Raw genomic sequence first — 20,307 nt, forward strand, 5'->3', positions numbered from 1 at the left:
TCAAACGTCCATCTTCTTGTTTCGGACGCGCGCGGGCGCGGCGGCGCGGGCGAGATTCTTATAGGCCATGTAGCGGGCGCGCTCGACGCCGACCGGCAGGCGCAGCGGAATGTCGCCGATCTTCGCCGTTGCGAAGAGGTCCGTTTCGCGCGGGAAATTGGGCGCCGTGCAGCCGAAGCAGGGGACGCCCGCCCGCGTCTTGCTGTTGACGCCGTTCCAAAGATCGCTGTTGCAGACCGCCTGGGTCAGCGGGCCCTGGCAGCCCAGATTATAGAACAGGCAGGCGCGACCGCCGAGCTCCAAGTCCTCGATGTCATATTCGTGGTATTCGTTCCGGGTGCAGCCCTGATGCGCCAGCGTGCTGAAAAAGGCGCTCGGCCGGTTCAGCGGATCGAGGGCGAGCGGCAGGTCCTGGGCGATCGCCTCCAGCGTCTGGGTCATGGCGTGGGGATGGGCCGGGCAGCCGGCGATATTGATGACCGGCAGGCCCGAACCGGCGCGCCAGTCCGCCGGCAAAAGGCCGCCCGGCGTCTCCCGGTCGAATTGCAGGCCGATGCAATCGGCGGGGTTGGGGCTCGCCGCGTGAACGCCGCCAAAACTGGCGCACGTGCCCATGGCGACGACGATGTTTGCGCGCCGGGCGAGCGCGCGCGTGATCTCCATACGCGCCCGGCCCCGGTAACTGTCGTAAAGGCCGGTGCCGCGCGGCGCGGTGACGACGCTGCCCTCGACGCAGAGGATGTCGAGCTTTTGGGCGCCCGACGCGATGTTTTCGATCAGCGCGTCGAAACGCTTCATCGGCGCATGCGAGAGGGAGGGGTGCCAGAGCAGCTCGATCCCGCAGGAGGCGAATAATTGCTCGAAGCTCGGCGCTTCAGCGCTCAGAATTGCAAGCGAGTCGCCGCCGCAGGCCCCGGTCTGCAACCAGAACAAGGTTTTCACGAGCGCCTCTCTCCATCACGCGCACGCCGCGATTAGGCGCTCAAAAGCTTGAGACTTCTTGAATGGTTTAGCTAGCCCTAAAATTCGCGGCTTGGTTGAGTAAGGCCGTTCGGTTGCTGTCCGGCGCCAGCGAACGCCGTTTTTTAAATCACGCGATCCCGTCAAAAAGCGCGGCGGCCTCGCCGAGATCGAATTCGGCGATGAGCGCGGGAGACAAAGGGTCTTCGCCGCCGAGCCAGGACTCGATCGCCGCGGGAGCCCGCAAGGCGATCTCCAGCGCTTTGGTGATCTCGTATAGACCCCAGGCGAGGCCCGACTGGCGCATGGCGTTCATCATGGCGTTTTGCACGAGACTGCGCACGACCAGATGCGGCGTCGATACGGTCGCCTCGTCTCCATCTCCGTCGGCCGCCGAAATGCAGGCGAGCTTATCCAACGCCGCATGACCGCGGCACGCAAGCGGGCGGAGCCGATAGGCGAGGCAGAGGTCTTTCTCGATCAGCGGGCAATAATGCTTGGCCGCCAAGCGCGAGGCTTCATCCAGGCTTCCAACCGTATTCGCCGCCTCGCCGATGCGGCGCGGAAGGTCGATCCCCCGCGCCTCGAACGCCGGGGCGTTGACGTCCACGAAACGGGCCAGCAGGAAAACCTCGGGCGCCGTCGCCACGACGCGAAGACGGCAGCACGCCGCGCATTCGCCATGACAGGCGATCGCCGGCGCGCCTTCGGCCTGGATGACGACATTTTTCTCGAAAAGGTCGAAAGCCTGCGCGCAAAGGGCGCCGACGAGATCAGCCTGGTTGCGTCGCGCGGCGACCGTATCGCCGAACGCCCGGCTTGTCGCCCGGAAGAAGGAAGCGGGCCCGTCCTTGCGCATGTTTTCGAGTCCCTGTCGTTAGAGCGCATTTCGCAAAACTCGATAGACTTTTGCGGAATGCGCTCCAGCTTTCTCGTCCATCCGCAAAACCTATATCCCAGTTTGGCGACGACCTGCGCGGCGCGCCAGGGAAGTGGATTCCGGTGCTGGACGCTTGCTGATAATAGCTGGCGCCGAGCCGCGCAACGCTCGACGGCGCGGTCAAGGGCAGGACTCTAGGCGCGGCGACGCCGTTGCGAGCGGCGCGGCGTCAATGCGCTTTGTCGTGCGCGTTGTCGGGATCGTTACGCATCCAATCGGCGAGCTTGGCGAGCGCCTGCGCGATCGACCCTCGCGCCGCCGGATCGGTTATGCACGCGTCCAGCGCCGCGTCCATGCAGATGAGCCAGGCGTCGCGCTCCGCGGGGCCGATGTGGAAACGCGCGTGACGCATTCTGAGCCGCGGATGGCCGCGTTTCGCCGAATAATTCGCGGGGCCGCCCAGCCATTCGGTCAGATAGAGCTTCAGGATCGCCTTGGTCGGACCGAGGTCTGTCGTATGCATGGCGCGTATCCCCCGCGCCGCCTCCATCGTGTCCATGTTGCGGTAGAACGCTTCCACCAATTGGTCGACAGTGGAGGCGCCGCCGATATGGTCGTACAAGGTCGCATTCTGAGCGTTATTCGTCGTCATCTCCGACTTCCAGCAACATGGGCGCCAGGGCGAGGCCCTCATAGCATCTGCGGTTGAACAGCGCGCATCGGGTTGTCATTCCCGACAAGCCGAAGGCCCGACCAGAGCCCGTCATCGCGCGCGACGCGAAGCAATCCAGAGCGGCGATGCGGCCCTGGATTGCGTCGTCGGCCTCGCCTCCTCGCAATGACGGCGGCAATCCAATCGAGCGGAACGCATATTATTCGTTGGCCCTCCCGACGATCATGCGGCGGCGAAGGCGATGGAGACGAGGGCAATTTGCTTTCCTAAAACAAAACGGATCGAGAGCGTCGTCTCGATCCGTGTCTCTTGTGCGCTTTCCGCGCGCATGAGGTCATGCGCGCGAGTGCAGCGTTCGATTACCAATGGCCGTGATGACCGCCGCCGTGATGGCCGCCGTGATGACCCCACCCGCCGTGATGTCCCCACCCGCCATGATGACCCCAGCCGCCGTGGTGGCCCCAGCCGTAACCGCCGCCCCAGCCATAGCCGCCGTGGTAATGGCCGGAATGGCTCCACCAGCAGCGGCCGTAGCGGCAGACCCAGACTGCATGAGCCTGCTGCAGCCCCGCAGAGTCGTTCGACTGCGCGAGCGCGTCCTTCGAGGCCGCGGGCATGGCCGAGGCGGTGAGCGGATTGGCGGCGAGCGCCGCGATCGCGACAAGCGACGCAGCCATCGTTTTGGCGTAAGCGTTCATGTAAATCCTCTCGGTTACGGGGTTGAAAAAAGCAGAGTCGCCGGCGCGCTTTCTGATCGCGCGCACGATTTTCATGCGAGCGGAAAGCGCGCTAGTTGCAGCCATTGCGGCTTTCCCACATCTGGATTTCATTCACCCTGCGACGCTCCCATCCGCGCAGGTCGCCATAGGGCGGGAAACAGCCGGGGCCGAATTCGGCGCGGGCCCGCGCTGTCTTGAAGCAATATCCGTTGCGCGCATAAATTTTGTTGCGCTCGTACCAGAGCTGGCCGCAAGACATTTCAGACGGATGCTGCGCTTTCGCCGGCGCTGCGACGAGCGCCGTCCCGGCGACAACGGCCGCAAAGCTCACGCGCGCGCAAGAGAACCAAAATTGTTTCATTCTTGCTCCTTCATGCGCCCCCGAAGAGAAGCTAAAGGATCTGCTTAACCTTATATTTTCAAAGCATTTTATTCGCCGCAGCCCTGTGGGGGCATGACTGGGCGGCGCAACAGTATATTACGCGAGCCTAACGAATGGTTCGAAAATCTCGCCCGTTTTGAGCATTGCCCACAGGAGATCGCGGCCCTGCGCGAAGCCGGGCGCACACGCGGCGCGGAGATGTAGAAGGTAATTGGCGCTCCCTAGGGAAGGCGCGGAAATAAGTAATTTCGTCTGCTTGACAGGAGGTTTGGGCAATCTTGCTGCTACTGATTCCAAAGGTCTTTCCCGACGGGTCCCCAAACCATTTGGACCGCGTCTCCAACGAGGCTCTTTCGTTCGGGATGCGGGATTCGGAGCCCCTCCTAAACGTCTCCCTGCCCCAGCTTTAAATTCTTCGATGAACTACCGTGGTGTTGAAACCTTCGAGGCGGGTGTCTGCCTATTTGCGAACTGCCAACGATTACTTTTGCGTGATCCTCCACCGATCGTAATGGAACGCGGAAGGCGTCCAGCTGCCAGGGGCGATTTTAAAGCCAGCTTGCTGGAATTCCAGACAAAAAAGCGTATTCTCTTAATCAGCATTGCAGGAGGAGGGGAGTTCCGAATGCCCATTGCGAACAAATTTTGGATTGCAGTCCTCGCGCTCTTATCCACTTTTTTCACGACCGCGGCGATTGCGAGTTGTCCCGATTGTCATGACGAGCAATGTGTCCCTGGGACAACGATTTGCTGGTGTGTGCCTCGGATTGGTTGCAAGATCCCTATTCCGACAGGCGGCACGCCGCCGGGGTCATTGGTTCCCACTTCGCCTATTCCACTACCGGCACCGATTCAGGCGGAGATAGACAAGTTAGGCCAAGCTGCCTCTCGCAAGGTAGAAAAGCTTGGCGGCGACACGCTTACCACCGTCAAAGAGTCTAGTGGTGACACTATACGTGCCCTGCAGAAAGCAGGCGGGGATACGATTGCCACCGTCCAGAAGGCTGGCGATGACAGTATAAAGACAATCTACAAGGCCGCAGGTGACGCCACTGCCACGTATGTCAAGGCGTGGCGCGACATAGGTGAACAAGGCAAGCGGAGCTTCAAAGACATAGTTGATGCCGGGCAAGCAGTTGTTCACTTCGTCGAGAATGAAAACAACGCGCATGCGATGACGTTTAGCAACGCCGAAAAACGAATGCGCGAAGGAAAAGTCATCGATTCCATGTGGGGGTTAGCTACCGAGCCAGCTAAATCAGGCGAAGAAAACTTCGCAAAGGCAACTCAGGAGAGTGAAGTCGTCAACGCGGCGGCCGCTACAGCAGCGGCTGCTTATGGCGGCCCCGCCGGCGCAGCGGCCTACGCAGCTTGGTCGACGTACCGAAGGACAGGCAACGCGGATATGGCTATCCGTGCTGGCATACTTGCTGCCGTAACAGCACAGACTGGTAGTTCAATCGCAAAAATGCCTTCGGGCACAACAGACGAAATTATCAAGAAAGCCGCACTGTCTGGCGCTGCGGGAGGTATCTCGGTGGCCGCTGCCGGAGGCGACGAGCAGGCAATAAAGGACGGCTTCCTAAAATCTGCGGGAGCCGTGCTAATACAAGGCGGTTCTGATAAGCTTAAGGCGTACTCGCCGGAGGCGAAGGAGGTGTATGAGACCGCACGCTGTATCTCTGCCCGCGACCTGGCGTGTATGTCAGGCACGCTCTGGGCGCGAGACGTGGAAGGCAAAATTCTGTACGATGAAAATGGAAAACCCAGGATCGATCCTGACAAGCTCAAGGAGTATACAGCGAAAGCCAAGGATGCTTATGACGCGGTTCAGTGTATCTCCGCCCGAGACGTGGACTGCATTTCAAATACAACGTGGGCCCGGGACGTCAAAGGCAAAATTCTCTATGATGAAAACGGAAAACCCAGGATTGATACGGGTGATATCGATCCAAAGCAGTATGTCGGAAAATGGAGCGGACTCGATCCGAAGTCAGCTGAAGGTGTCGAGAACGCGTTGATAACGCAGGGATCCAAATTGCCAAAGATGGAGGCGATTCCCGTTCTGAAAAACAAGTGGGTGCTAACCTGGGCTTTGGGCCAGGACGCTGAAATTGAATATAAGAAACCAACTGTGGTTCTCTCCTATATTGGCGATACTCAGCCTTACGTATCAGCGGCGCAATACAGCTTGCCGACGAGTCCTGCGCCTGTCGACAATACATCCCTAGAAGGGGCTAGTGTTTTTTCAGGCGTTACCGTTGCATATTACGTAAAGCGTAGAGATGGAACTAAGATTTCAGATGTGCTGCAGCAGCGATCTATCCCCTACACCCCGATATATTATGTAGCGCCTGGCCACGAGGGGACGCTTTCAAATGCACTGAGGTGTGGCCCTGATACGCCGGTCAAAGCCTTAAAAGAGGTTGCGTTCGCGCTTATGGATGAAGGCGTAGAGCTTAAGTATATCGAAACGCAGAACGACATACGTCCTCGGCAAATATTGATTGTAAATAGCTTGAACCCAGACTTCTCGCCGATGACATCTCCAAGTCTCACTCGGAATCAAATCGCGGCGCTGTCTGAATGCCCATCTTGGCTGCAGAACTAACGGTGCGACGGGTGCTGGGAAGCGATGGCTTGAACATGTGTTGAGTCTAAGCCTGCTTCGCCATTCAATTCTGTTGGTGAAAATCGGTGGAATTCGTTCCACCCCAGTTCCTCCTCATCGCCGCGCTTCGCCCCACTGCGGCGGAGATCCTCAAAGAACAAGAGTAGCTCCTCCCTTTGACCTGCCCCCGAACTTTCATCCAGCAGCAATTAGAGTCCCTGCGTTTGATACGCCCGAGGGCGCAGATGTAGCAACGGGCGATCGGCGGAGCTGGTCCGGGTTGCGCAGCCGATCGCCTGTTGCGGTGAGACTGGCCGCATTCTCTGCTGGCGTCGCGTAGCCGAGTGAAGAATGCGGGCACCGATGACCCACGCGCCGATCTTCGCCCGCGCGTGGTCGAGGCCGAAAGAGCAGCGTTTCATTCAGAAGCTCGTCGCGCATGCGGCCGGCGGCGGCGCGGCGTCGCCGCACCGAAGCCGATTCGCGGAAAATGCCCAAGAGTGTGTTGTGGTCTCTTAAGTCACTGACCAATAAACCCGAGCCCTCTCAGGCTCGCGTTACCGTGGCAGCCGACGATCAGGTGGTCGTGCACACCTATCCCGAAAAGTTTCGCGGCGGCTACTAGCTCGTTGGTCCTACATATGTCTGCCATCGAGGGTGTCGGATCGCCAGACGGGTGGTTATGCGCGAGGATCAGCCCGCTCGCGCCAAGCTCCAGCGCACGGCGCAAAACCTCGCGTGGATAGACTGGCGTTTGGTCGACCGTGCCGACGCTTAGCACTTCATCGGCGATAAGGCCATTCTGGTTATCGAGAAACAAAGCGCGAAATTGCTCGCGGTCTTCATGCGCCATCACGGTATTGCAGTATTCCATGACTGTATAAAGGGAATCCATCTTTTTGCGCGAAAACAATGTAGCGCGCGCTAAGAGTTTGGCGCTCTTTTCTACGGCCTTCAGCGCTGAAATCGACCTGTCGTCTACCCCCTCGACTTCGCGGAGCCGATCGACATGCGCGCAAACCACATCACCATAGCTTCCAAAGCGATCCAACAACCTCTTGACGACCTCCTTTCTCCTTTTCTTTGATTTGATGCCAGAAAGGACACTTTCGAGCATTTCGGAATCGCTCATTCCTTCGGCCAATGCCGCCGAATCGACTCTAAACATGATCACTCCACCCAATTAAATAAAAAACGACGTTTCAGCGTCGCCTTCGCCGTGCTCGCCTGTCAACTCCCAAAAATGGGAGGGAACGTATAGAAAACGAAAAAGCCCCTCCAACAAAGGCGAGAGGGGCTGAAAGTCGTGGCTCTATAAGTTGGTGCTGTAGTTTAACTATTTGCGTCAGTTAGTCCGTTGGACGCGGGCTTCCTTCCAAATCTGGACCCAGGTCAGAATGATTTTCGAAATGACGAAGAGGCCGGCAAGGATTGGCCCTACGAGGGCTGCAAGCTCGGAGATTTCCCGAGCCTGCTCTTTCCAAAGCGGCGCCGACCCGGCGACGCCTGCGACAGCAAAAGCCACGCGATCACTCGTCGTGCTCAGCATGCCGCCGAGCAGGTTTTGCAGATGATATTGCGGCGTCGGCATGGGTCAAATTCGTCCAGCGCTGGCCATGGCGTTGCGCTCCTGGTCGAGACGTGCGGCCTCCGCTGCGTGCATCGCGCACCAGACGCGCCACGCGAAATAGGCGGCGACCATTGTAGCCAGCACAACGAGCAAGAGAGGCCAATAGCTCTTAGCCAGCTCTAGCCAGCCCGCGCCGGCCCTCAACCCCTCTGCCAAATCCTGCGTTTGCGAGACGACGTCGCCGGCCTGCGTCATGGCGGCGCTCGCCGTCGCGCCGGCGGCCGTCACCGCTTGCACGGCCGCCTTTGCTTCGCCCGTCGCGGCGATCGTGCGCGAGCCGGCGGCGTGCAGGTCGGCCGCCGTCAGTTGCGCTCGGGGCTTCGCCAGGATAGCGAACCATTTCTCATAGGCGCGGGCGAGGCGCTCGTCATAACGGTTTTTGGCATAGCCGGGCCCATTGTAGCGCCGTGCGAAACCTGCCCAATCCTTGCGGCGTAGATTGTCCGACAAGCGCTGCGTGAGGATAAAGCTCGCCATCTGGCGCAACTGCTCGCCCTCGCTCTCCTTCGCGGCCTCGAACATCGCGCGCGCGCTTTCATGGCCGGCAGCCTTGTAATTCTCGCCCATGATCTGCCCAAGGCCAATCGACACAGAGCGGAACGCCGCCTCTTCGTCGATTTCGATCGCGGCCGCCAGGCGTGCATAATTGCCGTCGCTCGATTTCGGATAGGGCTTTTCGCCCCAATTCTGATAGGCGAGGCCCGCCTTGGCGGCGCGGTGGAGCTTCGAGCCGGGGCCATTCAACTCGCCATCTCTGCGCATCGCGGCGAGCAAATTGCTCCAGAATTTATGCGGCTCGAAAAGAATGATCGGCCGCCCCTTGGCGTCATAGCCGCTGTTGCGCGCCTCGACGTCATTGACCGCGCGAATGCACGCGACGCTCACGCGCGCGAGCGCCGCTGCCGCTTCGAAATCCGCCGCCGTCGCGCGGCGCGCCGAGCCTTTGAAATATTCCATCGTCTATCCTTTCAGCCATGCGTTATCGCCGCGCGCCTTTTCGGCGCGCGGCGCTCACCACGATTGCGGTTTGGGGAGTGGGGAGAGGTTAGGCGTCCGCCCAGGTCGGCATCAGATAATGGATCGTCATGCGCACTTGGCCGCCGGTGAAATTGCCGCCCGCCGCCGTGTAGAGAACGGGCGTGTCAGAATAGAAAGGGTTGGGCCCTATGAGCCCGCGATTGGTTGCGCCGGCGCCAACGCCGAGCGACGAACCGAACCAACTGGCGTTGCCGGCGACGCCGCAACTGTAAGAGGCCGCCCCGGCGATCGGCGTGACGACGCGGTTGGAAACCGCGAACAGCAACGCGCCGTTGGGAATCAGAACAGATGAATTGGTCGTAGCGCCCGCGAGCGTGATCAGCTCTTCGGCGCAATAGGCGTCGATCTTCCCGCCATGCGCGGCCTTGGCGAGCAGCATGGGCGAACCGATGTCGACGAGCGGCGCCCATGCGGCTCCCTTCCAGACAAAGACGGCGGAGATGCTCGCGACCCAGGCAAGCCAGCCGGGTTTCGGCGCATAGAACATCCATGCGCCGCTCTGCCAGGCCGCGATATAACCGGCCTTGCCGGACCAGGCGCCCGAGGGCGCGGCGGCGACGATATAGCGGTCGCCATCCGCGGGAGACGGCGGCGGCGCGGCGAGCGCATTGTCGATAACGGAAAGCTGCACGACCGCGTCGAGGGCGGTCAGCGCCTCATTGTGCGTGACGTGCTTTTGGCTTTGGTTCTGGTCGATAAAGGGAAGGATGAGATTGGGCGTCGTCGCCATATCGAAGCCTTACAAATTGACGTTGGCTTTGGCCGGCTGGCCGCGGCCGATCTGTCCGGAAATCTGATAGACGCGGATGGGGTAGACGTTCTGAGGCCCGCCCCAATCGGTCGTTTGCTCGGCGAGCGCATAGGTCCATGTGGGCGACGCGAGCCCCGAAACCGTGCGCAGCACATTGCCGGCCCAGTCGAGAACTTCGAGATCGTAGCTCTCGCTTTGCTCGCTGAGCGGAACATCGGGCGGGTCCCATGCGTCGCCGCCGTAGCGCGTGCGCCGCGACCAGGTGATGAGCGCATCGCCAAAGCCGAGCGGCCGGCGGCCTTTGATCTGTGAGACGCTGAAGGGCCTCAGGCCGACACCCTTGGGCGTTACGGAATAATCGAAGTAACTCGATGCGCCCGGATCGTCTTTCGCGGGGCCGGCGCGTAGCGTGAGCGCCTGGCCGAGCTGGTCGACAGTTATGCCGAGCGTCGCCAGCGTCGCCGGCGTGAGCACCACGACGCGCGCGCCGATCGGAACCGGATCGGCCATGCCGGCTTCCGTGCCCTGCTGCGCGCGCAGAAGCTTCGAGAGCTTGTATTTATTGGTCGCGAGCAACTCGGCCTGCGCGAATTGCACGATCTCCCAATCGCCCGAGGGCGCTTTAACCGCCACGACATTGGCGCCGTCGAAAACCTGTTGCTCGGTTTGCGAGAGAAGCTGCGCGTCGCCGTAGAATTGGACGTAGAGGCTGTTTCCGTAATCCCAGATGGAGCGCGGTCCCGAATAGAAAGCGCCGTCGACGATCTCGCCCATCATGGTCGGCGCGGTGACAGTCGCAATCAACGTGTTCGAGCCATTGACCGTTCGATAGACGGCGACGGGCGTCCAGGGCGAGGCGAAGGCGGCCACGCGCGGGGCCCAGGGCTGGGGCTCGGTCCCGGTCGCAAGCGGCAGATCGAGGAATTCGACGATCGGCGGGCCGAAGGCGCGCTTGGTCGGCTTGGAGAGCGCGTCCGCTCCAGCCGAGGCGGAGCCGAAGCGCGCCGAGGCGGGATCGAAGCCCATCAGTTCGAGCGAGAGGAAGTCGCCGCGATCGATGCGATCGACGCGGAACTTGAGCGGGCTCGCCTCGCCGATATCGAAGGCGATGCAGTCCCCCGGCTCCACGGCCGAGAAAGAGGGCGGGACTTTCAGCGTCCCCGTATCGCGCGCGAGCCAGTGCTGTTGCAGCAGAGCGCGGGTGAGCGCCTTTGCGTAGCCGGGATCGAGAACAAGCGGCGCATTGACCGAGGCGAGGTTTTGCGAAGAGCCGACGTTCTTCAGCTCGCGCACCGAGCCGGCGTCGTAATCCTTGTAGAGATCGACGAAGGTGAGCGTGAGGCCGTAGGGAAGGTCGGTTTCCTGGGCGCGGGTGAGCGAATAGCCGACGTCGTCGGCGCTTTCCATGACGAGATCGTCGAGCGAAACGGCGATGGTCTTGGCTTGCGCGCGGGACGCGAAGACGACGCAGCCGCCACTCTCGAAAGCGTCGATTTGCAGGGGGGCGGAAATTTGCTCCAGAAGATCGCGCGGCGAGGTCGGGCCGTCGGCGACGACGCCGATCGCCAGTGACGACGGGCCGATGATGCGCGACGCGTCATAACAGGCGGTCCCTGCTGCTGCGCAAATGTCGCCCAAGATCCATGTGAGCGGCGGCTCGTCGAGGCGGCCGTTGAGCCAGTGGCCGAGATGATAGTTCGGCGCGTCGCGCCAGGTTCCGCCCTGGGCTGGGAAGTCGGGGAAGGGCCGCGCATCCCAGGCCCAGGCGAACATATTGCGCGTGTCGAGCATCTTCACGCCGGCGGCCGACACGGGCGCGTTGTCGCGCCAATAGGCCAGCAAGGATTCGAGAAAGGCGCGCTGGATCGCGTCGTCCCGATTGCCGTTGGAAAAGTAGGGATAGGCGCTTTCGCTCGACTTCGAATCGACGAAGACATTGGGCTGGTTCGCGCCCTTGTCGACCGCAGGGCAGCCGAATTCGGTGAACCAGATCGGCTTCGATCCGGGCAGGAATGACGTCGCGGCTGCATTGCGCACGCCGCCTGGCCGTGAGTGATGCGCGTTGCCCCACCAATTGCGCATGTCCTTTTGGCGAAATGCCCAATGCTCGCCATAGGCCGTGTCGGCGATCGGCGTGCGCGTCTGGGCTGTTCGATCGGCGGCGCTGGCGTAATGCCAATCGTAATACTCGCCGCCCTCGACGTTCCGCGCGAGATAGGACTTGTCATAGATGGAGGCGGCGGCATTGGCGCCCGCCGCGTCGGCGTTCGGTCCGGAGTCGCGCCAGTCGGCGAGCGGCATGTAATTATCGATGCCGATGAAATCGATGTTCGGGTCGGACCACAGCGGGTCCATGTTGAAGATCACATCATGCGTGCCGTCGCTCGGGCGATGCGAGTGATATTCGCTCCAATCCGCAGCGTAGCCGATCTTGCAATCGGGCCCGACGATCGCGCGCACGTTCGCCGCGAGGGTCTTAAGCGCGTCGACAGCGGGATAGGTTCCATCGCCGGGCGACGAGCGCACTTGCGTGAGCCCGACAAGCTCCGAGCCGATGATAAAGGCGTCGACGCCGCCGGCAGAGACGCAGAGGCTCGCGTAATGCGTCACCATGGCGCTGTATTGCGCAAAGAAGGCGGCGATCTGCGTTGCGGCGGCGGCAGTCTTGTCGACCGTGCCGGGCTGGCCCGGCGCGGGATGGCAGGTGATGCGCCCGCGCCAGGGGAAGGCGGCTTGCTCGGCGCCGCCCCACGGGTCCGGCTTGCCATTGCCGGGCGGGACATCCATGGCGATGAAGGGATAGAAGACGCAGCGCAACCCGCGCCTTTTGATCTCCTTGATCGCCTCGACGACGCTTCCGTCCGAGGGCGTGCCGCCATAGGCCGGCACAGCCGCGCCCGTGAAGGCGACCGAGCCGCCGGCGCCGTTTGGATTCATGAGGTCGGGAGAAACCTGTGAGACGACGCTTGCCGCGACGCCCCAGGGCAAAGGAAAAGCGTTCGGCGCGGCGTAATGAGCGCGCATGACCACGCCGTTGATCGCGACGAACCAGGCGTAGCCGGCGCGCGTATAGCCCGCCACCTCCCAATCGGCAGGATCGGTGTTTTTCTGCGCGACTTCGACTTTCGGCCGGATCGTGCAATCGCCCGCGCGCAGATCGTCGCCGAACCAGGCGACGACGAGCGAGACCGCGTCGGCGGCGTCGAGCGCGCCTTTCGCCGAGCGCCAATTGCCGCCCGTCGCGCTCACCCCCGCAGGAAGCGTCGCCGTCGCATTTATGCCGACGAGCGCGTCGAGCGATACGGTGAAATCGGAGATCGAGTCCTCGGCGTTCGAGTTGACCGTGCTCCAACTGCCCGCGTTGGCGCTGGCCTTGTAGACGGTCGTCGCATATCCGAATTCGGTCGTCGCCGGGATCATGCAGACAGAGCGCAGATTGCGCGTGAGATCGTCGGGCGCAGCGCTTTTCGGTCGGCGGACAATTTCGGCGGTGATCTGCGGAATACGGTTGCCGAATTTGTCGAGAAGCATGTTCTCGAAAACGAGATAGCAAATGCCGCGATAGGCCGGGGCGGCGCCCTCCGCCGCGACAATGAGCGGGTCGGGGGCTTGCGTCTCAGAGCCGTTGTAGAAGCGCCAAGTGTATTTCGTGAGATCGAGCAGCTTACCGTCCGCCCAGACGCAGCCGAGCGAGGTTCCGCCGTCGCCCTCGCAAAAGGCGACCGCGAAGGAAATCTGCGCATGCCAGATCTCGGTCCAATCGAGCTGTTGCGATTGGGCGGGCGCGCCTTTGCCCGAGGCGGCGGATTGGGTGAAGCTCGGCACCCATTGGGCGTATTCGGAGAAATTGGTGGCCCAGATGACCTGGCCGCCGATACGGGCGCGGCCCCAAAGGCGGCGGACCGGCGCGCCTTCCTGCGCGCCGGTGACATGGACTTCATAGACATGTTGGCCGAAGGTGACCTTCGGCGCGCTGCTCTTCTTACGGCCGAGCAGGCCGGCCGCGTAATTGAGGCCGACGCCGGCGGCTGTGCCAAGCACGCTGCTGACGAGCGAAGACCCGCCGACGGCGCTGAAGAGCATGGTGGCCATTAGTCTTCGACTCTAGGAAAGGCGAAGCCGGCGACGGCGCGGCGTATCCAGCCGGCGTCGAGCGGGACGCAGCGCACGCCGTCTCGCGCGACGGCGTGGATCATTGTGCGATCATAGGCGACGATCGCTATGTGCTTGGCGATGCGGCCTTCAACCATGCGGAAGACGAGCACGTCTCCCGGTTGCGCCGCGCCGGGCGAGAGCTCGCTCATGTTACGCCGCGCGGCGTCGAGAATGTGCTCCGCCTTGCCGGCCTCACCCCAATCCGGAGAGTAGGGCGGCGGGGCCTCGGGCTCGGCGCCATAGACCTCGCGCCAGACGCCGCGCACGAGCCCTAAGCAATCGCAACCCGCGCCGCGCACGGCGGCCTGGTGATGGTAAGGCGTGCCGATCCAGCGCAGGGCGGCCGCGACGATATCAGCGCGCGTCGGCACTTTCGGGCTCTGCAGCTTCGCCCTCATGGGGCCATTCCATCAGCACGGAGTAAATCCCATGCGGCAGGCCGAGATCGGCCGCGAAAATCCAACCCGCCGCCTCATAGGCGGCGCGTCGCGAATGCAGCACGTAGCGAAAGACGCGCTCTCTCACAGAAAGCTTTCTTGCTTCGGGGGCTTCGGCGGCTCGACGAAAAGGTCGGGGCGGGCCAGGGCGTCTGAGATGCGACGGCAGGCAATGTCGAAATATTTGGGCTGGATTTCGATGCCGGTGAACAACCGCCCGAGTTTCACTGCGGCCACCCCGGTTGTGCCCGAGCCCATGAACGGGTCGAGGATCGACCGAGCCAAGGGAATGAATCCGAGAGTCCACTCAATCAGAGGCAGGGGCTTTTGCGTAGGATGACCAAACTCAACCCTACCGACAGGAGCGTCATACCGCTTGGATGGGCGGTCGAGGTTTGTCCATGCCGTTTCAAAATCGGCCATCGTCGGAACTGCGTTCGTCTTGTTCCATATCAGCCAGCAACGCGAGGGCGGCAGCACAAAATATTGGCCTCCCCAAAAGATCGCCGCATTCGACATCGCGATTATCTCTTCGAGCAACACGCTCGGTGGCGGCGCGCGATCCCATTGCAGCATCTCTTTGAAGCCATCTTTAGCGGCCCAAGTGCCGCCCTGCATTTTATTGCCGAGTCCATATGGCGGGTCTGTCACGGTTGCGTCGAAACGCCCGAGCCCTGGCAGTATCTCTCGACAATCGCCGAGATAGAGCGTTACGCCCTCGGCGAGATGTTCAACTCGTTGCACGCTAATTAATTCCCTAGCAGCGAGCCGCCGTTGTTGCGCGGGTCGCCGCGGTTGGCGATCGTCCCGATCGTGTCGGTCGGCGGGATATGCGGGAAGCCGCGGAAGTTGGCAGCGTTCGCGAATTTGTTTTTGCAGGTCGGGAAATTCTTGGCGCAGCCCGCTTTCAGGGTTACCACGTCGCCAGCCGCCACGAAGGCCGCCAGATCGGCCCAGAATTCGAGCATCACAGAGCCGTCCGGCTCGATAATGTGCGCCTTGATCTCGTAAGCATCGACGCTCTTTTGCAGCAGGCCGCCGGTGAACCAGTCACGCTTGAATGACGAAAGCCCGGACAAGACGAGATACGGCCCATCTACCGACACGATCGTCGCGGCGCTCGAATAGGCGGGCAAGGCGAGATTGACGCCGCAACTCGCGTCGCCGAGGTGCGCGTTGCAGGAGCGCTCGAAAGATTGCCCGATACGCTGATTGAGCCGCGCAGCGAGGGAGCGAAACTCCGCCGTGAAGGCCGCGCCCTTGCGGTCGAGATTGCCAAGATTGCCGCGGGCCTCGACATAGAATTGCGTTGGGTCCGCCCAATTGACGTGGAGCAGCTCCATGGTCGCGTCGTCATAGCGGCCGGCGAGAATGTCTTTCTCGGTGAGCCGCGCCGAAGAAAGCGCGCCGTCGGCCGTGAAATTATCGACGGCGAGGCCGAGGGAGGATTGGATTTGCGAGGCCGTGAAGCCCGCCGCCGCTTCGAAGAGCGTGCCGTCGACGATGAGATCACGGTCGTGGTCGGTGAAGCCGAGCGTGACGCCGTCGCGGCGCGTCACGCGCCAGCAGCGGCACATGGTTGTCGCGCCGCTGGCAAGATGCGCGGAAAGGGCGGGGGGAAAAGATTTCATTGTCTAGATGCTTTTTGATAGAACCGCCAAAGAGGGTTCCATTGGATGCCAGGAGTGTAAGCATTCAAATGAAATAAAGCCTTTTGCGTTTTGCCAATCGAAGACCCCCTTCACAAATTCTGGGCGGGCATTTAATTAGCTCTGTTAAATTCTGGACCGACAAGTGCCTATGAGACGATATCTAATCTTCCCACTTCAGTTCGACACTCGCGCCCACGCCTTGGAACAGGTCCCGCAGGACCCGCAGCTTGCAGAGCAATTAGATCGCGGGAGGGAGAGCCTAATTGCGAATCTGAAGGTCGAGCTCGGCGAAAATAATTTCGAGGAGAAGCTCCAGAATTTCAGGGAGCTTGGCTCTTCTCCGTTTTCAGTCATTGCCCACCACAATGTCTTATTCCATCAGGCACGTTACGCTTTCATTCATGGTTTCTATTATCCAGCCCTGACGGCATCATGTGCTCTTGGTGAGCGTATCCTCAATCATCTCTTTCTAGATCTGCGAGAGCATTTTCCGCAGTCGACCTTTGACCGAAAATCTCACACTCGGCGTTCCATCGATGATTGGACCAAAGCCATCGAGACCTTGCATGAATGGCGAATATTTCAGGCTGAAGAGGTAAAGGCGACCTTCGAGGAGCTTAGGAATTTAAGACACCGCTCTCTCCACTTTAACGCGTCAACCGTTGAAACTCTCAAAGAAGATGCGCGGTTAGCACTCGCTTACCTCGCAACAATTATTGAAAAGCAATTTGGGTTTCAGTTCCCTCGTACGATCCCAGGCTCCAAAGGCGCTTTCTTTTTTAAAAAGGACGCAGAATCCGATCCTTTCATACGCCGTTATTATCTACCCCAATGTCCACGTGTCTCGCCCTTTTATACAATGTTGCCATTCAAGGAAGGTTGGCTCGTCTTTGACCGGAAGGCCGACCCAAATGTTGAGTTTAGCGATGAAAAATTCGTGTCAATTTTTGGGGCGCGGACCCCAGATCAACTTGCACCGAGCACTGTACCGTGGAGCGGAGAAATATCCGTCGTAGCCTTAACTCAAGCCGGCGTAATGAGCGTAGATTACACGAAGACCGGTTAGTGTTGACAGCAATGGGTCGAGCCGTGCTTGAAATATTCTCGGATATTGTAGCCCTATCCTAGCAGCTCAACGACGGGAATGTTTGGCACGATCCCGGCCAGAATGGCGCTCTCTTCCATCTCAAGATAGTCGAGATCGAAGCGCACGGGCACGTCGAATTGGTAGCCAGCGGACACAATTGCGCCGGCCGCGGGCGCGGCCGCGAAGGTGACGATTCCCGTCGTAGCGTCGACACTCCAGCCGCTCGCCTGCGCTACGCCGTTGAGCGCGACAACAGCTGTTCCCGCGACCGGCTTGAGGATCTTGCGCGCGAAAGGGTTATAGGCGGCGCCATAGGTCTTGATGAGCTGAAAGCTCTTGGTCGCGCCGTCGCCGACGCCGATCGTCTGGTCTGTCGGCGTGACCGCTATCTTGGGCGAGGGGCCGCTCGTCATGTCGAAGCGGTCTTGCCAGCGGAAGCCATAGAAGCGGCCCGCGCGCTCTTCGAAGAAGGCGACGACCTGCGCAAGCTTGTCGACCGTATTGAGCCCATAGCCGGCGTTCCATTTGCGCCGCGAACCGGCCCAGAGCTGGTTGCGCTCTTCGCGGCCCGAGCGCAGATCGACGATTTGCGTGCGCCGCTCGGGGCCGCCACGCGCGCCGAGTGTGAGGCCGCAAGGGAAGCGGACTTCGTGGAAGGCGGCGATCATAGATTGCGCGAGCCCGTGGCGACGGCGCGCGCGAGGACGGCGGCGACCTGGCCTTGATTGCGCATGAAGCTTTGGGCGTCCGGCGTATGGAGCGCGACGCTGACATTGTTGTGCGTCACGCGCGAATTGGAGACGCTCGACGGCGCGCGCATCAGGGCTGTGGCGGCCGAGGGCGCGATATTGACGCCCATGGCGCCGCCAAAGGCCAGCTCCGGCCCTTGCTCGCCGACAATGCCCCATTGACCGGAGGGAATCTGGCCGCCATTGGCGAACATGCCCGCGAATGGGTTGCTGATCCCGCTCAGGGCGTTGCTCAGAAGGCCGCCCAGCCCGCCGCTTTGACCGCTCGTCAGAGAATTGGTCAGGCCGCCGAGCAAGCCGCCGACGCCGCCGTTCTCGCTCTTCGTCCCGAAGACGCTCGCGAGCGGCCCCTCGCCGAGCAGCCCGGCCTTCAGGGCTGCCTGCGCGAGCGATTGCGCCAGCGAGCGCACGACGTCGTTGAGCTTCGCCGTGCCGGTCGTGAGGCGGTCGATCGCCGAAAAGGCCGTGTCGGCGAAGAAGCGGCTTTGCTCATTGGCCGCCTGTTGCGCCTTGGTGGTTTCGTCGATCTTGGCGCGCAACGCTGCGTGGCGATCGGCAAGCTCGGTGACCTGGTCGATTTCGGCTTGGGTGAGGGGGCGGCCGCGTTGCTTGGCAATTTCCTCCGCCTTGGCGAGATCGACGGCGCGCTGTTTCTCGGCGTTGGACTTGCCTTGCGCATTGGCCTCGGCGTCGAGCATGTCGACGGTTTTTTGCAAGTCGCCGAGATAGGACTTCAGATCGTCGCGCTCGGTTTTGGCGCGTCTGGCGCGGTCGTCGGAATGCGCTTTCGGCGCCGACTTCCCGAGGCCTTCCGGGCGCGAGGGCGGCAAAGGGGTCTCTTCGCCCGTCAGATCGCGCAGCGAATGCCCGTCGCTCGACTCCTCGCCGAGCGGAACCAGGCGGCCAAAGCCGCTTCCCGCCTTGCCGATCAGCTTTCCGACCGACGCGCCGTCGCGCACGGCTTGCGTTCCCTCCGCCGCTTTGCGCAGCTCGGTAACCAATTTCGTCGCCCTGCTCACGGCGTCGGCGATCAGATCGACTGTCTTCGCCCACGACGACATGATCTGAAGGGACAGCCTCGCAAAGTCTTCCGACGCCGGGGTGAGCGATTTGGAGAGATGATCCTTTGCGGCCGCAAGCTCGTCATTCACCTGCTTTTGCGCTGTGAGGATTTCGTCGTTCCACACATGGCCGATCTCGCCGCTGGCGGTCTGCAACTCATCGGCGGTCATTTTGCCGTCGCGCAGCGCCTCCGCGATCTTGCGCCCTGCATCGCCCCAGACTTCCGTCGCGGCGTTGATCGCTTCCGTGCGCGCCTGATTGGCGTCGAGCAGCCTGCCATGCGCTTCCAGCTCATTGGCGGCGGCGAGATAGTCGCTGACGAGCTGCAGGGCGGCCCGATGCATCTCATCGAGGGTTGTCGCTTCGGCCGCGAGATTTTTCGAGGCGACATCGCGGCCCAGCACGTCCGAAAGATTGTTCGCGCGCTGCGCGACGCGTGATTGGCTGTTGTCGAGGCTGAGCGCCGAGAAATTGTCGATTTGGCCCGAGAGCGCCTGTCCGGCGTGCAGAATCGCCTTTTCGGCGTCCTCGACCGTGAGGCGGAGTTTCGTCGCGTAATTGATCCAGATTTGGAAAAGCTGCGTCGAAACGCCCGCGCTCCCGGCGCTCTCGTTGATCTTCTGCAGCTCGTCATATGCGCCGATGACTTCCTTGAAGGCGAACGCCGCAACGCCGGCGCCGGCCGCGATCGGCGCGAAGCGTAGGAGGACCGGCAAGAGTTTTTCGAAGGTCTGGCGGACGCCGCCGAAGGCCTGCGTCACCTGGCCGCCTTGCTGCATGAGGATCGTCATGGGCGAAGCGCCAGAGGCAAGCGAGGCGACGACGTCGTTGAACGTATAGGTGAGCGTCAGCGCTTCATTCTTCGTGAGCGCGAGCGCGCCGGCGGCGCCGGTCGATTGGGTTTGCAGTTGCTGGAAGCGCTCGCGCGCGGTCTCGACGGCGCGCTCCATAGAGTCGAGGCTGGTGAGGCCTTTCGAGCGCGCGGCGCCGAGCAGGGCCTCGCCTTGTTCGAGCTTCTTGAGCGCCTTTTCGGCCGGATCGATCGAATTGACATAGGCGGTCATGCGCGTCTGCACGCGCATCAGCGATTTTTCGACCGTCGTTTGCGCGCGGGCGAGCAGCTCGGCTTGCGTCGCCGCGTCCTTTTCCGCTTTGCCGAGCGAAGAGACGTCCGCGTCGACCTTGTCGAGGCCCTCGCTGCGCGCCTGGAGCGTGATCTGGTCTTTGATTTCGGTCATCGGCTTACTTCAAGAACACCGCAATGGCGGGCTGGCGCAAATTTTTGATCGTTTGCACGCGCTGCTTAGAGAGATCGGCGGCGAGCTGCGTCACGCCCCGCCTTTTCCATCCCGCGGGCCCGACGCCATGCGCGTGGCCCATGGCCCAGGGACGCAGCTCGGGCGCCGCGCCTTCCGGGACGGCGTAGGTAAATTTGATCAGCGCCGCATTGCCGAAGCGCGCCTGCGCGGCCTGCGCGACCGATTGATAGAGAGCCGGCCTCACGAATTCGGACAGTAGCTT

At 61.7% G+C, this 20,307-nt stretch carries 19 protein-coding genes and 1 pseudogene; 2 read left to right on the top strand and 18 right to left on the bottom strand.

Annotated elements, in window-relative coordinates; translation table 11 throughout:
* The 5 genes from QMG84_RS07240 to QMG84_RS07260 all read right to left on the bottom strand — a co-directional run bounded on the left by QMG84_RS07240 (nt 1) and on the right by QMG84_RS07260 (nt 3,593).
* On the bottom strand, nt 1–942 hold the full coding sequence (locus tag QMG84_RS07240) for an NADH-quinone oxidoreductase subunit B family protein (protein ID WP_281931451.1): 942 nt from the start codon (nt 940–942) through the stop codon (nt 1–3).
* 148 nt (nt 943–1,090) lie between these two features.
* Nucleotides 1,091–1,819 (bottom strand): YkgJ family cysteine cluster protein, encoded by a 729-nt coding sequence (locus tag QMG84_RS07245; protein ID WP_281931452.1) that lies wholly within the window; start codon nt 1,817–1,819, stop codon nt 1,091–1,093.
* A 250-nt stretch (nt 1,820–2,069) separates the two neighbouring features.
* On the bottom strand, nt 2,070–2,492 hold the full coding sequence (locus QMG84_RS07250) for a group II truncated hemoglobin (RefSeq protein ID WP_281931453.1): 423 nt from the start codon (nt 2,490–2,492) through the stop codon (nt 2,070–2,072).
* Between the two features lie 380 nt (nt 2,493–2,872).
* Nucleotides 2,873–3,316: a hypothetical protein gene (locus QMG84_RS07255; RefSeq protein ID WP_281931454.1), complete on the bottom strand. Its 444-nt coding sequence runs from the start codon at nt 3,314–3,316 to the stop codon at nt 2,873–2,875.
* Nucleotides 3,303–3,593 carry a YARHG domain-containing protein gene (locus QMG84_RS07260; RefSeq protein ID WP_202072603.1) on the bottom strand — a complete coding sequence of 97 codons (291 nt, stop codon included), beginning with the start codon at nt 3,591–3,593 and terminating at the stop codon, nt 3,303–3,305. Before QMG84_RS07260 ends, QMG84_RS07255 begins: the two co-directional genes overlap by 14 nt.
* Before the next feature lie 439 nt (nt 3,594–4,032).
* Here QMG84_RS07260 and QMG84_RS07265 point away from each other — a divergent pair, with 439 nt between their 5' ends.
* Nucleotides 4,033–6,225 (top strand): hypothetical protein, encoded by a 2,193-nt coding sequence (locus QMG84_RS07265; protein ID WP_281931455.1) that lies wholly within the window; start codon nt 4,033–4,035, stop codon nt 6,223–6,225.
* A gap of 195 nt (nt 6,226–6,420) precedes the next feature.
* Here the strand turns inward: QMG84_RS07265 and QMG84_RS07270 are convergent.
* The 10 genes and pseudogenes from QMG84_RS07270 to QMG84_RS07315 form a co-directional block, all read right to left on the bottom strand.
* A pseudogene (locus QMG84_RS07270) lies at nt 6,421–6,672 on the bottom strand (integrase core domain-containing protein); the annotation flags it as partial.
* Between the two features lie 73 nt (nt 6,673–6,745).
* Complete coding sequence (gene radC / locus QMG84_RS07275) at nt 6,746–7,393, bottom strand: RadC family protein (RefSeq protein WP_281931457.1); 648 nt, start codon at nt 7,391–7,393, stop codon at nt 6,746–6,748.
* 177 nt (nt 7,394–7,570) lie between these two features.
* A complete protein-coding gene (locus tag QMG84_RS07280) occupies nt 7,571–7,816 on the bottom strand; it encodes a hypothetical protein (RefSeq protein WP_281931459.1) in 246 nt (81 codons plus the stop codon).
* Between the two features lie 3 nt (nt 7,817–7,819).
* Nucleotides 7,820–8,812 (bottom strand): N-acetylmuramidase family protein, encoded by a 993-nt coding sequence (locus QMG84_RS07285; protein ID WP_281931460.1) that lies wholly within the window; start codon nt 8,810–8,812, stop codon nt 7,820–7,822.
* 88 nt (nt 8,813–8,900) lie between these two features.
* Nucleotides 8,901–9,623, bottom strand: a complete 723-nt coding sequence (locus tag QMG84_RS07290; protein WP_281931462.1) for a DUF2793 domain-containing protein — start codon at nt 9,621–9,623, stop codon at nt 8,901–8,903.
* 9 nt (nt 9,624–9,632) lie between these two features.
* A complete protein-coding gene (locus QMG84_RS07295) occupies nt 9,633–13,736 on the bottom strand; it encodes a baseplate multidomain protein megatron (protein ID WP_281931463.1) in 4,104 nt (1,367 codons plus the stop codon).
* Entirely contained in the window at nt 13,736–14,170 is a 435-nt protein-coding gene (locus QMG84_RS07300; protein ID WP_281931465.1) for an NlpC/P60 family protein, read from the bottom strand. Before QMG84_RS07300 ends, QMG84_RS07295 begins: the two co-directional genes overlap by 1 nt.
* Nucleotides 14,154–14,324 (bottom strand): hypothetical protein, encoded by a 171-nt coding sequence (locus QMG84_RS07305; RefSeq protein ID WP_281931467.1) that lies wholly within the window; start codon nt 14,322–14,324, stop codon nt 14,154–14,156. The genes QMG84_RS07300 and QMG84_RS07305 overlap by 17 nt, the downstream gene beginning before the upstream one ends.
* On the bottom strand, nt 14,321–14,980 hold the full coding sequence (locus QMG84_RS07310) for a DNA-methyltransferase (protein ID WP_281931469.1): 660 nt from the start codon (nt 14,978–14,980) through the stop codon (nt 14,321–14,323). Before QMG84_RS07310 ends, QMG84_RS07305 begins: the two co-directional genes overlap by 4 nt.
* A 5-nt stretch (nt 14,981–14,985) precedes the next feature.
* Complete coding sequence (locus QMG84_RS07315; RefSeq protein ID WP_281931470.1) at nt 14,986–15,867, bottom strand: phage/gene transfer agent baseplate hub protein; 882 nt, start codon at nt 15,865–15,867, stop codon at nt 14,986–14,988.
* Between the two features lie 169 nt (nt 15,868–16,036).
* On the opposite strand from QMG84_RS07315, the gene QMG84_RS07320 reads away from it, so the two are divergent.
* Complete coding sequence (locus QMG84_RS07320) at nt 16,037–16,954, top strand: hypothetical protein (protein WP_281931471.1); 918 nt, start codon at nt 16,037–16,039, stop codon at nt 16,952–16,954.
* Nucleotides 16,955–17,007: 53 nt separating this feature from the next.
* Here QMG84_RS07320 and QMG84_RS07325 read toward each other — a convergent pair whose 3' ends face one another.
* Genes QMG84_RS07325 through QMG84_RS07335 form a run of 3 tightly spaced genes read right to left on the bottom strand, consistent with a single transcriptional unit; the run spans nt 17,008 to nt 20,289 of the window.
* The gene (locus QMG84_RS07325; protein WP_281931472.1) at nt 17,008–17,643 is read right to left on the bottom strand and encodes a DUF2460 domain-containing protein; all 636 of its coding nucleotides are present in this window, start codon (nt 17,641–17,643) and stop codon (nt 17,008–17,010) included.
* Nucleotides 17,640–20,024, bottom strand: a complete 2,385-nt coding sequence (locus QMG84_RS07330; protein WP_281931474.1) for a phage tail length tape measure family protein — start codon at nt 20,022–20,024, stop codon at nt 17,640–17,642. Before QMG84_RS07330 ends, QMG84_RS07325 begins: the two co-directional genes overlap by 4 nt.
* A gap of 4 nt (nt 20,025–20,028) precedes the next feature.
* The gene (locus QMG84_RS07335) at nt 20,029–20,289 is read right to left on the bottom strand and encodes a hypothetical protein (RefSeq protein ID WP_281931476.1); all 261 of its coding nucleotides are present in this window, start codon (nt 20,287–20,289) and stop codon (nt 20,029–20,031) included.
* Between the last annotated feature and the right edge of the window lie 18 nt (nt 20,290–20,307).

The organism is Methylocystis iwaonis, assembly GCF_027925385.1.
Classification (GTDB): Bacteria; Pseudomonadota; Alphaproteobacteria; order Rhizobiales; family Beijerinckiaceae; genus Methylocystis; species Methylocystis iwaonis.

Bases quoted from the DNA above. Each gene is read 5' to 3' on its own strand.
- QMG84_RS07245 (WP_281931452.1), bottom strand. From the start codon at position 1,819: ATGCGCAAGGACGGGCCCGCTTCCTTCTTCCGGGCGACAAGCCGGGCG.
- QMG84_RS07250 (WP_281931453.1), bottom strand. From the start codon at position 2,492: ATGACGACGAATAACGCTCAGAATGCGACCTTGTACGACCATATCGGC.
- QMG84_RS07255 (WP_281931454.1), bottom strand. From the start codon at position 3,316: ATGGCTGCAACTAGCGCGCTTTCCGCTCGCATGAAAATCGTGCGCGCG.
- QMG84_RS07260 (WP_202072603.1), bottom strand. From the start codon at position 3,593: ATGAAACAATTTTGGTTCTCTTGCGCGCGCGTGAGCTTTGCGGCCGTT.
- QMG84_RS07265 (WP_281931455.1), top strand. From the start codon at position 4,033: ATGAACTACCGTGGTGTTGAAACCTTCGAGGCGGGTGTCTGCCTATTT.
- radC (WP_281931457.1), bottom strand. From the start codon at position 7,393: ATGTTTAGAGTCGATTCGGCGGCATTGGCCGAAGGAATGAGCGATTCC.
- QMG84_RS07280 (WP_281931459.1), bottom strand. From the start codon at position 7,816: ATGCCGACGCCGCAATATCATCTGCAAAACCTGCTCGGCGGCATGCTG.
- QMG84_RS07285 (WP_281931460.1), bottom strand. From the start codon at position 8,812: ATGGAATATTTCAAAGGCTCGGCGCGCCGCGCGACGGCGGCGGATTTC.
- QMG84_RS07290 (WP_281931462.1), bottom strand. From the start codon at position 9,623: ATGGCGACGACGCCCAATCTCATCCTTCCCTTTATCGACCAGAACCAA.
- QMG84_RS07295 (WP_281931463.1), bottom strand. From the start codon at position 13,736: ATGGCCACCATGCTCTTCAGCGCCGTCGGCGGGTCTTCGCTCGTCAGC.
- QMG84_RS07315 (WP_281931470.1), bottom strand. From the start codon at position 15,867: ATGAAATCTTTTCCCCCCGCCCTTTCCGCGCATCTTGCCAGCGGCGCG.
- QMG84_RS07320 (WP_281931471.1), top strand. From the start codon at position 16,037: ATGAGACGATATCTAATCTTCCCACTTCAGTTCGACACTCGCGCCCAC.
- QMG84_RS07325 (WP_281931472.1), bottom strand. From the start codon at position 17,643: ATGATCGCCGCCTTCCACGAAGTCCGCTTCCCTTGCGGCCTCACACTC.
- QMG84_RS07330 (WP_281931474.1), bottom strand. From the start codon at position 20,024: ATGACCGAAATCAAAGACCAGATCACGCTCCAGGCGCGCAGCGAGGGC.